Annotated in this window: 10 protein-coding genes, 1 tRNA gene and 1 CRISPR repeat array; of the genes, 5 read left to right on the top strand and 6 right to left on the bottom strand. The window is 71.6% G+C overall.

The genetic code is table 11. The annotated features are described in order from the left end of the window. Window positions 1-123: 123 nt before the first annotated feature. Entirely contained in the window at window positions 124-957 is an 834-nt protein-coding gene (locus AB0G15_RS34070) for a hypothetical protein (protein WP_362847893.1), read from the top strand. Window positions 958-1,071: 114 nt separating this feature from the next. Here AB0G15_RS34070 and AB0G15_RS34065 read toward each other — a convergent pair whose 3' ends face one another. From AB0G15_RS34065 to AB0G15_RS34050, 4 genes are all read right to left on the bottom strand, one after another. Beyond that, complete coding sequence (locus AB0G15_RS34065) at window positions 1,072-2,319, bottom strand: serpin family protein (protein ID WP_362847890.1); 1,248 nt, start codon at window positions 2,317-2,319, stop codon at window positions 1,072-1,074. A 73-nt stretch (window positions 2,320-2,392) separates the two neighbouring features. Beyond that, on the bottom strand, window positions 2,393-3,019 hold the full coding sequence (locus AB0G15_RS34060; RefSeq protein WP_362847887.1) for a hypothetical protein: 627 nt from the start codon (window positions 3,017-3,019) through the stop codon (window positions 2,393-2,395). A gap of 52 nt (window positions 3,020-3,071) precedes the next feature. After that, a complete protein-coding gene (locus tag AB0G15_RS34055; protein WP_362847884.1) occupies window positions 3,072-4,457 on the bottom strand; it encodes a selenium-binding protein SBP56-related protein in 1,386 nt (461 codons plus the stop codon). Between the two features lie 1,045 nt (window positions 4,458-5,502). Continuing rightward, a CRISPR array of direct repeats spans window positions 5,503-6,049; the repeat unit is 25 nt; unit sequence GTCCGGGTGCGCCGTCGGCGCCTGC. Window positions 6,050-6,818: 769 nt separating this feature from the next. After that, on the bottom strand, window positions 6,819-7,877 hold the full coding sequence (locus AB0G15_RS34050; RefSeq protein ID WP_362847881.1) for a helix-turn-helix domain-containing protein: 1,059 nt from the start codon (window positions 7,875-7,877) through the stop codon (window positions 6,819-6,821). Between the two features lie 196 nt (window positions 7,878-8,073). On the opposite strand from AB0G15_RS34050, the gene AB0G15_RS34045 reads away from it, so the two are divergent. After that, the gene (locus AB0G15_RS34045; RefSeq protein WP_362847878.1) at window positions 8,074-8,553 is read left to right on the top strand and encodes a rhodanese-like domain-containing protein; all 480 of its coding nucleotides are present in this window, start codon (window positions 8,074-8,076) and stop codon (window positions 8,551-8,553) included. Between the two features lie 2 nt (window positions 8,554-8,555). Here AB0G15_RS34045 and AB0G15_RS34040 read toward each other — a convergent pair whose 3' ends face one another. Together AB0G15_RS34040 and AB0G15_RS34035 are read right to left on the bottom strand one after the other, a co-directional pair. Next, window positions 8,556-9,341: an AraC family transcriptional regulator gene (locus AB0G15_RS34040; RefSeq protein WP_362847875.1), complete on the bottom strand. Its 786-nt coding sequence runs from the start codon at window positions 9,339-9,341 to the stop codon at window positions 8,556-8,558. Then, on the bottom strand, window positions 9,338-11,110 hold the full coding sequence (locus tag AB0G15_RS34035; RefSeq protein WP_362847872.1) for an asparagine synthase-related protein: 1,773 nt from the start codon (window positions 11,108-11,110) through the stop codon (window positions 9,338-9,340). Before AB0G15_RS34035 ends, AB0G15_RS34040 begins: the two co-directional genes overlap by 4 nt. 65 nt (window positions 11,111-11,175) lie before the next feature. Here AB0G15_RS34035 and AB0G15_RS34030 point away from each other — a divergent pair, with 65 nt between their 5' ends. The 3 genes from AB0G15_RS34030 (at window position 11,176) to AB0G15_RS34020 (ending at window position 13,400) form a co-directional block, all read left to right on the top strand. Then, window positions 11,176-11,463, top strand: a complete 288-nt coding sequence (locus AB0G15_RS34030; protein ID WP_362847869.1) for a maleylpyruvate isomerase N-terminal domain-containing protein — start codon at window positions 11,176-11,178, stop codon at window positions 11,461-11,463. A 99-nt stretch (window positions 11,464-11,562) separates the two neighbouring features. Beyond that, the gene (locus AB0G15_RS34025; protein WP_362847867.1) at window positions 11,563-13,110 is read left to right on the top strand and encodes a von Willebrand factor type A domain-containing protein; all 1,548 of its coding nucleotides are present in this window, start codon (window positions 11,563-11,565) and stop codon (window positions 13,108-13,110) included. A gap of 217 nt (window positions 13,111-13,327) precedes the next feature. Then, a tRNA-Ala gene (locus tag AB0G15_RS34020) sits at window positions 13,328-13,400 on the top strand. Window positions 13,401-13,499: the final 99 nt, after the last annotated feature.

Below are 13,499 nucleotides of genomic sequence, written 5' to 3'. Positions count from 1 at the left end.
GCGAGTAGGAATAGGTTTTCGGATACCGACTGGTCGGTTCGAGGGTGTGGGGCGCCGGTTCCGCCCGGCGCGAGACCGAGGCCCCGGCCGGACGGCCCGTTCCGTCGACTCCCCGGAGGCGTGATGACCGACGTCCAGCTGGCCCGTCAATCCTGGCGCCGCCTGGAGCCCGTCCACGGAATGATCTACTTCGTGCCCGAGGCCACCGAGCGTTACGCCGCGCTCGGCCTCGACAGCCGGGCGGGCTACTTCGCCTCCCGCGCCGCGGCCTTCGGCACCGCCTCCGCCGAGCTGGTCATCGCGACCTTCTACAACTTCCACCCCGCCCTCGTACGGCGCGCGCTTCCCGCGGCGTGGCAGGTCACGACGCCGGAGAAGGTGCTCGCGGCCCGTCTCGAAGCCGCCGGAGCAGCCCTGCGCCGGGCCGGGATCCACGAGATCGACACTCTCGCGGAGACGACGGAGCTCGCCGTCCGCGCCGCCGAGAGGGCCTGCGAGCACCCCCAGGGGCGCCCGCTGTTCGCCGCGCACGCCGCGCTGCCCTGGCCCTCGGAGCCGCTCCTGCGGCTCTGGCACGCCCAGACGCTGCTTCGCGAGTTCCGGGGTGACGGGCACGTCGCGACCCTGCTGACCGAGGGCGTCGGCCCGCTGGACGCGCTGGTCCTGCACGCCGCGACCGGGCACGTCCCCACGGTGTTCCTCAAGTTCAGCCGCGACTGGCCCGAGGAGGAGTGGACCGCGGCGGAGGAGAGGCTGCGCGGGCGCGGCCTGCTGGCCGGTGACGGGCTCACCGAGGAGGGCGCGGCGCTCAGGCAGCGGATCGAGGACCGCACCGACGAGCTGGCGCTGCCCGCGTACGCCGCGCTCTCCGACGAGGAGCTGGCCCGCCTGGCCGAGCTCGCGCGCGCCTTCGGCCGGGCCGTGGTGGACAACGGCCTGCTCACCCTCTCCGGCTGAGCCCGCCGGGGCCGGGCCTTCGCGGACGTCCCCCCGCCGGGCAACCGGGCCTTCGCGGTCATCCCTCGCCGGGGGTTCGGGTTTTCGCGGTCGCCCCTCGCCGGGCGGGCCGGCTCAGTTTCCCGCGGACGGGTCGCCGACCTGGCCGATGAACAGCGGGGTCAGCGTCGGCCGGTGGACGATCGCGAAGGCGAACGGGTGGTCGGCGCGGACCTCGGCCTCGGGCGGTGCCGGGGCCGACACGGGGAAGGCGAGGCCGGTGACGGCGGCGGCCTCGGTGCCCCACTCGTCCACGGCGATGTCGGCACGGTGGATCGCCTGGTCGAGGTAGGCCCCGTCGGTGATCCCCGAGTAGTCGGTCCCCCGCAGCCCCAGTCTCGCGAGTGGTTCGGCCAGGTCCAGGCTCGCGGAGAAGCCCCATCGGGGCATGGCGAGCCGCACCGGACGCTGCCCGAGGCCGGCGGCCACCTCCGCCATCACGGCGGGGGAGAGCAGGCCGGCGGGAGAACCGCCCGCTCGCGGCACGAGGACCCACATGGCCAGCTCGTCTCCGGCGTAGTGCAGCTCCACGGCCTGCCAGCCGGACCCCGCCGCGTAGGGGAGGAAACCTTCGCGGCGCATCAGGGTCGTGCGTGTCGTCGTGCCGTCGGCGCGGGTGAAGGTGGCGCTCTCCTCCGGCGGGTCGGTGAACGGCGTCGTCCAGTCGGCCTTGAGGTAGACGGCGTTGGCGATGACCAGCTTGGTCCTCGCGGGCAGGTCGTCGAACACCTTCCTGATCCGCCCGGCCGTCCGTTCCTCGGCCCAGGCGTTGATGACCTCGGTGGCGTTCCCCGCGAAGTCCACCTGGCGCACGCCCGTGCCGTACTGCGCCGCGAGCGTACGGAGGAATCCGGGCTTGACGCTGAGTCCCTCCTGGGTGAACAACTCGTTGGCGATGCCCACGGTCGGCGGCTCGGGGGCGCGCTCCTGGGCGTCCCGTTCCGCGTCCGGCTCGGTGCGGGGAGGCGGGTCGTCGATCGTGACGATCTGCCGGGTGAGCGCGTTGAGAGAGGTGTGCGGCCCCTCGGAGGGGAAGCCGAAGACCGCGTCGAGTTCGGTGGCGGTGTCTCCGGCGGCCCCCGCCCTCGCCAGGCCGAAGGCGTAACCGATGCTCAGAGGCGACAGGACGGCGTTGGCCCCGGGTTTCGCGGTCGCGGCGAACAGGGCGTGCCCGAAGGAGGTCAGACCGCGTACGGTCTCCGCGATCGGAGGGTCCTTCGGGACCTCCCGTTTCACCCCCTTCGCGGTGATCGCGCTGGACTCGGTCATGGCACACGCCGAAAGGGCGGCGACGGCCAGCAGGGCGGGTAACAGTCGGCGCATGTTCCTGAGACGTACGCCGCCGCCGGGCGGTTCACCCGGTGCGCGCGGCGTTCGGTTCGCCCGGTGGGCGGCATCAGGTGAGCGCGGCGAAGGCGCCCGCGCCGATGAGGGCGACGGCCCAGGCGAGATCGAGGTTGAACCACGCCTTGCGGAGCACCGCCACGCCCAGCCGCTCGTAGACGACCAGGGCCAGCACGGTGGTCGTCACCAGCATGGCCATCGTGTGCACCCCGGTCGCCAGCAGGCTCTGCGAGGCCAGCGCGGCGGCGTCGTGCCCTTCGTGGCCGCCGGGGCCGCCGTGCCCGCCGTGCAGGGTGACCGGGAGCACCATCAGCCCGGCCCCGTGGGCGGTGGCCATCAGGAACGACCATCCGGCCAGCTGCCACTTCGTCACCTTCATGCCGACCCAGCGGGGATGGCGCCGCCTCAGCAGCCGCCAGAGGCCGAACCCGCACACCACGGCCGCCACGCCGTACGAGACCGCTTTGGGCGGGGCGGTCAGCCGGGCCGCCGACACCAGCCCGAGCGTGGCCAGCACCGAGCCCGCGTGGCCGAGCACGATGGGCGGCAGCGCGCGCAGCACCCCGTCGCGCGAGCGCTCCTGCAGTCCGAGCGCGACCGCGAAGAGCCAGCCCATGGCCGGGTTCAGGCCGTGGAAGGCGCCGAGCCCGGCCAGGATGAGCAACGGTGTCAGATCCATCGGGCACGCCTTGACAAGAGTGGGAAGGTGGCAGGTGGGCCCTCGGACGGGGTCACGGGAAACAGTAGGAGTCGGAGGAGGAGTCGCCGCCCTGCAGGCGGACCTGGTGCGCGCGCCGCCCGTCGGAGGCGAAGTCGACGAAGAAACCCGGATCGAGGGCGATCGAACCGTCGTCGGCGACGTCCACCTTCGCCATCCAGCCCGAGATGCCGTCGGGGTAGAAGACGTCGTCCCAGGAGCGGTAGAGCGAGTTGGTGAAATAGACCCGCCGTCCGTCCCTGCTGGCCTCGACCATCTGCGGCCCCCCGTTCAGCGCCCGTCCCGGAGCGGCCGGGTGACCGCCGCGCCCGGCGATCCCGCCGATCCGGACCGAGCCGGTCTCGCGCGGCGCGAAAGGGTCGGAGACGTCGTACGCCTTGAGCTCGCCGGTGCCCCAGGCGGAGACGAGCAGGATCCGGTCGTCGAGGGTCAGCGAGATGTCGCTGACCAGCGGCGGTACCGCGCCGAACTGCTTGAGCGGCTCGGGCAGCAGGTCGGGGTCGGCGGGCTCGGCCGGGATCGTGATCGTCTTGCGGGCCTTCCATACGCCGTTCTCCAGGTACCAGGTGAAGATGTTGGCCGACAGGTCCTCGACGTTGATCACGCTGTTGACGAAGCCGTAGGTCTTGGTCGGGTCGTGGGCGGGCCGGAGCTCCAGGGCCATCTGGTGCTGGTCGCCCAGGTCGATCTCCTGGAGGTGCCTGCGCTTGGCCAGGTCCCAGACGTGCAGCTTGTGGCCGTACTGCCGGCCGACCAGAAGCTCCAGCGAGGGCCCCGGTTCGATCTGGTTGGGCGTTCCCCACTCGCTGGTGATCATCGTGTCGTGCCCGAGGTGCCACCAGAAGTCGTAGTGCAGCCGCTGCGAACCCCGGTCGGCCTCCCAGCGGCCCTTGGGTTCGAAGGTGTCGTGGTCGAGCGTGAACACACCGCCGGGCGCGTCGCCGTCCACGTTGCCGAGCGCGCTGACGTAGATGGCGTCGGTGCCGCAGTGGACGGTGTGCGGGCGGCTGTACCCGGTCTTCTCGAAGATCGTCTCTGGTTCGATCGTCTTGACGAGCTTGGGGGACCAGGGATCGTCCTTGACGTCGAAAATGTAGATCCTGCTGGACCTCAGACCGGGAAGGACCAGGTAGCGCCGCTCCACGTGCGGATGCGGCGCGTACGGGCACAGGGCCGCGCTGCACACGTTCCAGCCGAAGTGGTGGAGCTCGTCGCCGGGGACGGACATGTCGTGCACGTCGGCGATCGACCCGTTCGACAGGTCGATCGTGGCGAGCCCGTCGGGCCGGTCGTCACCGGTCGTGGCGAGCAAAGCGACGTAGGCGAGCTCCTCCTTCGGGGCCGCCATGGCCTCGCGGGCCGACGGGTAGAAGGTGGGGTCAGGCTGGATAAGCGCCACGGTGAACTCCTGAACTCGTAGCCGGAACCGGTACCCAACTAATCATGTAGGAAAACTGTCTGTTGTCCAGGGGTCATGTTGCGTGACCGGCGTGGACGGAGGCAGGAGCAGAGGCGTGAACGGAGAGGCGCGCGTCCGGCTGCTCGGTTCCACCGTTTCGCGGGCCGGTGAACGCGGGAGGCGGCCCGCGTGGTCGTGAAATCCGCATTAAAAGATTTCGGATGGATAGCCTCGGACAGGCGAAGAGGTGCGAGGCGCAATGCCCCGCACCTCTCCGTGTTTCAGTTGACGGCCACCTGCCCCGCACGGCCGTTCCCGAGTTTCACTTTCCCGGTCCTATGGACCTTCGGAGTAAACCGCCGGGCCGGGGCACGTCAATCGACCTGTTTCCACGAGGCCCCTGGAAAACCTCAGCAGATCCTCACAGGCGTGCAGAGACCCGTGTGAGCAGCCCAGACGAGCGGGGCGCTGACAATCGGAGCCCTGACGATGTGGGCGGAGACGACCGGGTAACCGACAACCTGGGTACCGGTTGTCGTCCCTCCACTGGGACCTTGCGGTCCGATGGGACCCTGCGGTCCGACCGGGCCCTGAGGTCCTGCCGGTCCCTCGGGTCCTGCGGGTCCCTCGGGTCCGGGTGCGCCGTCGGCGCCTGCCGGTCCTGCGGGTCCTTCCGGTCCGGGTGCGCCGTCAGCGCCTGCCGGTCCAGCCGGTCCCTCGGGTCCTGCGGGTCCTTCAGGTCCTGCGGGTCCCTCGGGTCCGGGTGCGCCGTCGGCGCCTGCCGGTCCAGCCGGTCCTTCCGGTCCGGGTGCGCCGTCAGCGCCTGCCGGTCCAGCCGGTCCCTCGGGTCCTGCGGGTCCTGCGGGTCCGGGTGCGCCGTCGGCGCCTGCGGGTCCTGCGGGTCCTTCAGGTCCTGCGGGTCCCTCGGGTCCGGGTGCGCCGTCGGCGCCTGCGGGTCCAGCGGGTCCTTCAGGTCCTTCCAACCCTTCTGGCCCGGCGGGTCCTTCGGGTCCCTCCGGTCCTTCAGGTCCTGCGGGTCCCTCGGGTCCGGGTGCGCCGTCGGCGCCTGCGGGTCCAGCCGGTCCTTCCGGTCCGGGTGCGCCGTCAGCGCCTGCCGGTCCTGCGGGTCCCTCGGGTCCGGGTGCGCCGTCGGCGCCTGCCGGTCCTGCGGGTCCCTCGGGTCCGGGTGCGCCGTCGGCGCCTGCCGGTCCAGCCGGTCCTTCCGGTCCGGGTGCGCCGTCGGCGCCTGCCGGTCCTGCGGGTCCTTCCGGTCCGGGTGCGCCGTCGGCGCCTGCCGGTCCTGCGGGTCCCTCGGGTCCGGGTGCGCCGTCGGCGCCTGCGGGTCCTTCAGGTCCTGCGGGTCCCTCGGGTCCGGGTGCGCCGTCAGCGCCTGCGGGTCCAGCTGGTCCTTCCGGTCCGGGTGCGCCGTCGGCGCCTGCGGGTCCTTCAGGTCCTGCGGGTCCCTCGGGTCCGGGTGCGCCGTCGGCGCCTGCGGGTCCTTCAGGTCCTGCGGGTCCCTCGGGTCCGGGTGCGCCGTCGGCGCCTGCCGGTCCTGCGGGTCCTTCCGGTCCGGGTGCGCCGTCGGCGCCTGCGGGTCCCTCAGGTCCAGCCGGCCCCTCAGGTCCTGCGGGTCCCTCAGGTCCTGCCGGTCCCTCCGGTCCGGGTGCGCCGTCAGCGCCGTCGGCTCCGTCCGCGCCTGCGGGTCCTTCGGGTCCCACCGGGCCTCTGGGGCCTGCCGGGCCTCTGGGACCAGGTGGGCCCTGAATTCCGTCAGGGATCCGGCAAAGGAAGCTGGGCAGACCCAGCCACCTGCACAGCGGGATGTAAATCGCATCGCTCGCGGTCGGCTGCAGACCGCCATGAATGATCGTTCCGGTGGCTACGACGTCCCTGCTACGGATCACGGTGGGCAGGGCGATGAAGTTCGTGCAAATGCTGGAGAGCATCACGGGGCAGGGGTCACCCTGCACGCTTCCAGTGGGTTGGATTCCGTTGTGACGAGACAGCGCCGACATTTGAAGTTGCGAATCGGCTGAAACTGGGACAGGGGAGTGCAGAAGAAGGACGGCCCCGGCGAGCGCGCCGCCCGCAAGGGTCCGTTTCATGAAAGTAGACACGTGCGTTGTCTCTCCCCTCCTATTGAGAGAAAACGCTGTGCGGCCATTCTTGGAGCGTCCGGGGGATAGGCGGGAGAAGTATGGTTCGAATCCAGAATGGAAGCTTGATGGAGGGTGCGCGTTTCTTTGCGTTCCGCAGATTTGGGTCTCTGTATAAAATATTAATGGCGCCCTTATCCTGATTATTCGGATAAGCGAACCACGGCGAGATAAAGGGTAAATTACGCTAAGGAATTGTTTCGCGCTAAAGTTCCGCGGCCGGATCCAGCGCCCGGGTTCGGTGCCCGGCTTCATGCGGGTTCACCTGGCCGGACGGTGTCGCCGAGGTACGGAAGGCCCGCCGGTAGGCGGAGGGAGAGGTGCGCATCGCCCGGGTGAAGTGATGGCGGAAGGTCGCCGCGCTGTCGAAGCCCACCGCGGACGCGATCTCCTCCACCGGAACGGAGGTGGACTCCAGCATCGCCAGGCTGGCCGTGACCCGCTGGGAGATCACCCATCGCAGCGGGCTCGTTCCGGTCTGCCGTTTGAAGTGCCTGATGAACGTACGCCGGGACATGTGCGCGGCCTCGGCGAGGGCGGCGATCGTGATGGGTTCGGCGAGATGTTCCAGCGCCCAGGCCATCGCGCCCGCCATGGCGACACCGTCCTCCACCGGGGTGACCGCGGCCTGGACGAACTGCGCCTGCCCTCCGTCCCGGTGCGGGGGGATGACGAGTCTTCGCGCGACCTCGTTGGCCACGCCCGGCCCGTAGTCCTTGCGTACCAGGTGGATCAGCAGGTCCAGCCCCGCCGCACTGCCCGCGCTGGTCAGCACGTCCGTACCGTCCACGTAGAGCACGTCCGGATCGACTTTGACCCGCGGGAACCTCCGCTGGAGCAGGTCGGCGTACCTCCAGTGGGTCGTCGCCTCCCTGCCGTCCAGCAGCCCCGCGGCGGCCAGCGCGAACGCTCCCGAGCAGATGGACACGATCCGTGACCCCCGGTCGCGAGCGCTCCGCAGTGCCGTGACCACCTCGTGGGACACCTCGCCGCGGACGTCCGCCACCCCGGGCACGATCACCGTGTCCGCGGCCGCCAGCACGTCGAGGCCGTGCTCCGCCCGCATCGTGAACCCGCCGGTGACCCGCAGGTCGGTGCGAATCTCGGCGCAGACCGACAGCTCGTACCAGGGGACCTCCAACTCGGGGCGGGCGATGCCGAAGATCTCGACCACGCAGCCCAGCTCGAAGGGGGACATGCCGTCGAAGGCGAGCACGGAGACGGTGCGGCGCGTGGCGCGGGGCATCGGCGACGGGACGAACATGGCGAAATATTAACGGTAAGCGGCATTCGTGCCACTGTCGGGACCGGCATCGCGACCGGCACCATTGCCCGTGCCGGGCATGGTGACCGGCCTGTCGCCCATGCCGGGCGTCGCGACCGGCACCATCGCTCGGCCCGGCATCGTGGCGGCGCCGTCGCCCCACCGCGGCCCTCGCCCCTTACCCGAAAGGTCACACATGTCTGTCACCGCTCGTTTCTCCTCCGCCGTCACCGCGGCACCCGCGGCGGGGAACGCCGACGCGCTGGCGCACTTCGCCGCCAGGCTGGCGTTCGAGACCGACGTGTCCGACGTCGCCGCCGACCTGGCCGCCGGGGTCGGCGACATCGTCGTCGTCGACTCCCGGAGCCAGGAGAGCTGGGATCAGGGCCACATCCAGGGAGCCGTTCACCTGCCCACCGCGCTGATCGCCGCCCGCGCCCGCTCGGTCGTCCCCGCGGGAGTGACCGTGGTGACCTACTGCTGGGGTCCCGGGTGCAACGGCGCCACCCGGGCCGCGCTGGAGTTCGCCGGACTCGGTTACCCGGTCAAGGAGATGCTCGGCGGCTTCGAGTACTGGGTCAGGGAGGGCTTCCCCGTCGAGACCGCCGCGGGTGTGTCCCGCCGCCCCGTCGACGCCCTGACCGCGCCGGTCTCCGGCATCGCCTGCGCCTGCTGACGTCACTCCGCCAGGCGGCGGGCGTACGCGGTGGGGGACATGCCGATCACGGCGGTGAAGTCGCGGGTGAAATGGGACTGGTCGCTGTAGCCGAGGTCGGCGGCCAGCCGCGACCAGTCGGTGGCGGCCCCGGCACGTTCGGCGGCCTCGTGGATGCGGTAGCGGCGGATCACCCACTTGGGGGAGACGCCGACATAGTCGCTGAACAGCCGCTGCAGATGCCTGACGCTCAGCCCGTGCAGGGCGGCCAGATCGCCGACGCGGACGATGGCGGGGTCGGCGAGCACGCTCGCGACGAGGTCCGCCGCCCGTTCGGCGACGGGATCGCGGGCGGGGAGCCGCGCGAGCAGGAATCCCTCCAGCGCCCGCAGGGCCTCCTCGTCGGAGGCGGCCAGTACGGCCGGGGTCACCGTGTCGGCGTCCGGGCCGAAGACCTGGGAGGCCGGCGTGAAGAGGTCGGTGATCGTGGAGAGCGGGGCGCCGAGGAAGGGACGGAAACCGGCCGGCCGGAAGCGGCTGCCGACCACGACCCCGGTGCCGGTCAGGATCTCCAGGTAGTCGCCGGTGATGACCCCGGCCACCCGGGAACCGTGCTCGTGGAAGACCAGGTTCACCGACGGGTGGGACACGATCCGCTGCTCGTACGGCTCGGCCAGCTGCCAGCGGACGATCCAGTGGTGCTCGACGAAGGGGGCCAGCGCCGGGTGGCACGCGTGGCGCCCGTAGCGGAACCTGGCCGCCCCGAAGTTCAGGATGCCCCGGGTGTCGTCGGCGGGCGCCCCCGTCACGACGGGATGGGGATGTGGACCCTCGGCAGGCCCTGGGGTTCCTTGCCCGGGTACTCGCCACCCAGCATGGTGGCCACGGTGTAGAGGTGCCAGGCCTGGTTGGGCTTCTTCAGGACGGGCTCGGCGAACAGCTTGCGCACCTCGTCGGGCCTGACGACAGGCGCCAGCAGGTCCAGGCGGCCGAGAACGTGGTCGCGCATCAGGCCGGTCAGCTCCACGCCGGGGCTGGTCCGCCAGTTCCAGCCACCGCCACCGGTCTTCGGCGCGGTCAGCACCTGCGGCCTGCGCTGCCAGGGGTAGTAGCGCTTTCCGACGCTGAACCGCCACGGCTTGCCCTCGACCGGGATGTCCCTGAGCGAAGGGGCCAGGACACCGAGCAGCTCGTAGATGACCTCCTCCGACAGCCGCCAGGTCTGGTCGAGGCCCAGCGCGGCGCGGACCACCCGGTTGTCGAGGAACGGCCATACCTGGTCGCCCCTGCGCAGCGAGCCCGCCCGCGCCCCCGCGTGCCAGCGGCCGACCTTGTAGGAGATGTACATGTGGTCGAGCGCCTCCAGCGGAGCCCGCTCCCGCCAGGGCCCGGCCAGCTCGCGGGCGTGCTCGTTGGCCTCCTCGGTGAACAGCGCCGGGTCCCGCAGGAAGGTCACGTCCACCCGGCGGCGCAGCGCCTTCTCGCTCAGGTCGGTCTGGAGCAGCAGCAGTCCCCCGGCCCGCAGGATCTCCCCGCTCTGCCCGGACATGGTGGGCTTGGCGCTGTAGGGGAGATAACCGACGATCGACTCGTACGCCGACGTCATGCCCTCGCAGGCGCGCAGCGTCTCGTAGGCCCGCGCGAGAGGGTGCTCGACGACGATCGCGTCCTTCTTCTCGGCGCGGGCCGGGGGGATGACGGTGTGCTCGACGCGGAGGGCGCGGGCGACCCGCCCAGCGATGATCACGTCGGGGTGGGTGTCCAGGCCGTTGGTGGTCGCGCGCAGCGGGATGCCGGCCGCGTGCAGTGTCGCGGCGATCAGGCGGCTGTCCCTGCCGCCGGTGAGGGCCAGGTTCACCGGCTCCCCGACCGCGCGCAGCGGCTCCACCGTGGCCAGCAGCGCGCTCGCCAGCTCGCCGACCAGCTCCTTCTTCCCCCTGCGCGACGTGGGCGCGGGCACGGCGGAGGGGAGCGGGGTCGTGGAGATCGTACGGCGGCCGCCCCTGACGGTCACCGACGAGGACGGCGGCAGTGCGCTCACCCCGCGGTAGGGCGTCTCGTCCGACAGGAAGTACCCCTGCCTGATCATCGACTGCAGCGCGAGCACGTCCCACTCGACCCGGTCACCGCCGGCCGCGAGGTGGACCAGCAGCGCCCGGCTGCCGATCACGTGCACGTCGGGGGTCTCCGCGTAGTAGACCGGGCAGACCCGGTGGATCGCGGTGGCGGCCGACAGCTCGTCCTCGGTCGCCCGGAACGCCGAGAAGCACCCGCCGACCGCCTCGGTGTCCAGGGTCGGCATGCCCGCCAGCCGGTTCACGTCGTCAGGCGCGGCCAGGTAGCCGTTCACCCCGGTCACCCGGTCGTGCCCGGTCTCCAGCAGGGGAGGCTGCCGCGAGTCGTCCGGCTCGTTGGTCCAGGCGAACATGGCGATCCCGGGACGGTGCCACTCCCGGGATCTGATGACCTCGGGCGGTACGGGGAACGCGCTGTCGATGGCGCCCCTGACGGTGTGCAGCATCGTCTCCGGTATACCGGCCTCCGGGTGTTTGGCCGCGAGGCCGAGATACACGCGCATGGTGCAGGATCTTATGCCGCGTTTTTTCAAGACAGCTGTGAGTCCGGCCCGACAGCATGATCGTCATGAACGGGATGCTGTCACGCGCCGTCACCGGCGCGGCGACCGTCGCCCGCGGCGTCCGCGACGACCAGCTGGACCTGCCCGCCCCCCGCGACGGTTTCGGCGTACGGGAACTGCTCGGCCATCTGGCCTGGACGGCCGCGATGCTCGAGGCGCCGGCCCGCCGCGAGCAGCCGCCGCCGGGACGGCGAATGGGGGTCTTCGGGGAGGAGATGCCCGTGGCGGAGGACGCCTCGCCGTTCGAGCGGGCGCTCGGGCTCAGCGGACGGGACCCGGCCTGGGAACCCTGATCACGCGCCGAACACGGTTTGCGCTCGCTTGGGTCAAGCTCCCGGCGGACCGGCGGGGGGAGTCGTCGTACGGGATGACACGCATCCCTAGGAGGCGACATGAAGTCACGTCCGCTCGCCATCGTCCTCGCCGTGCTCGCCCTGATGTTCGCCGCCGCCTGCGGCGGTTCGGGCGCCGTCGAATCCGCAGGCCAGCCGATGCCCGAATCCGGGAAGGGGATCCCGTCCATGCCCCCGGACGGCCGTCCGCCCGGCGCCGGAGAGGACACCGCCGAGACCGACTCCGAAGCCCGGGCCACCTCCGGGAGCGAAGACCCGCGGGCCGAGGCCGCCCGGCGGCGCGACACCTCCGCCGAGCAGATCTCCACCTTCGCCCTCGACGTGGACACCGCCTCGTACGGCTACAGCAAACGGACCCTCGACGAGGGCAGGCTGCCGGAGGCGGGTCAGGTCAGGCCGGAGGAGTTCGTCAACTCCTTCAAGCAGGACTACGCGGAGCCCAAGGACGACGGCTTCACCGTGCACATGGACGGCGCCCGCACGCCGGGGAACGGCACCGCGCTGCTCCGCGTCGGCCTGCAGACCCGCCGGACGAGCGCGGAGGCCCGGCGCCCGGCGAACCTCACCTTCGTGGTGGACGTGTCAGGCTCGATGGGCGAACCCGGCAGGCTCGACCTGGTCAGGGAGGCTCTGCACAAGCTCGTCGACCAGCTCGGGCCCGGCGACCACGTCTCCCTCGTGGCCTTCAGCGACCAGGCGGACGTCGTCCTCCCCATGACCCCGGCGACCGAGAAGGAGAAGCTCCACGCCGCCGTCGAACGCCTCGCCATCCAGCAGTCGACGAACCTGGAGGCGGGGCTGACCAGCGGCTACGCCGAGGCCTCGGCGGGCTTCAGGCCGGTGGCCGTCAACCGCGTCATCCTGCTCTCCGACGGCCTGGCCAACACCGGCGACACCACCTGGCAGGGCATCCTCGACCGGGTCGCGGACGCCGCGGGCAAGAAGATCACCCTGCTGTGCGTCGGCGTCGGCCGCGACTACGGTGACGAGCTGATGGAGCAGCTCGCCGACAACGGCGACGGCGCCGCGGTCTACGTCAGCTCCGTGGACGACGCGCGCAAGGTCTTCGTCGAGCAGCTCGCCACCAACATCGACCTGCGCGCCCGCGACGCCAAGGCGCAGGTCGTGTTCAACCCCTCGGCCGTGGAGTCCTACCGCCTGATCGGCTACGAGAACCGGCAGATCGCGACCGAGGACTTCCGCGACGACAGCAAGGACGGCGGCGAGATCGGCCCCGGCCACTCGGTGACGGCACTGTACGAGGTCCGGCTGCGCGGCGGGGCGTCGGGACAGCTGGCCACCGCCACCGTGCGCTGGCAGGATCCCGACACCCGCGACCCCGCGGAAGCCGCCCGTTCCCTGGAGGCGGGCGACCTGGCGGCCTCGCCGTGGGAAGGGCCCACGCCGAGGTTCCAGGTCGACGTGGTGGCCGCGGGCTTCGCGGAGTATCTCCGCACCGGGGAGGGGATCGCCGGAGCCGAGCCCGACGACCTCGCCGCCCACGCCGACCGCCTGGCCGCGTCCACCGAGGACCCGGCGGTGACCGAGCTCGCCGAACTGATCGAGAAGGCCGCGTCGCTCCGGTAGGCGCCCGCACCCGCGTCGCCCGTACGCGCGAACCATGATCGGGTGGGCCGGCTCCCCGTGAGCCGGCCCCGTGGGAGGTCCGTGCCGCCGGTCCCCGCCGGCGACCGGACCGTGAGCGGGGGCGGGGGTGAGGGCGCCCACGGTTACAGGGTGCGGGGTGATTTCCTATACACTGGCGTGGTCGCCGGGCCGGGCCCGGGGACATGGTTACACCCGAGGGGCTATGGCGCAGCTGGTAGCGCGCCTCCATGGCATGGAGGAGGTCTGGGGTTCGAATCCCCATAGCTCCACTTCGGTGACTGGGGTCCGCTGTTCGCAGGCATAGCCTGCTTCCCGCGGGCCCCTTCGTCGTTTATCCGGGGGAGTGACCCCCGAGCCCCCCGAATGTG

Origin of the sequence: Streptosporangium sp. NPDC023825 (assembly GCF_040639575.1) — a bacterium.
In the GTDB taxonomy this organism is placed as follows: domain Bacteria; phylum Actinomycetota; class Actinomycetes; order Streptosporangiales; family Streptosporangiaceae; genus Streptosporangium.
This window is presented reverse-complemented; position numbering and strand designations above follow the sequence as displayed.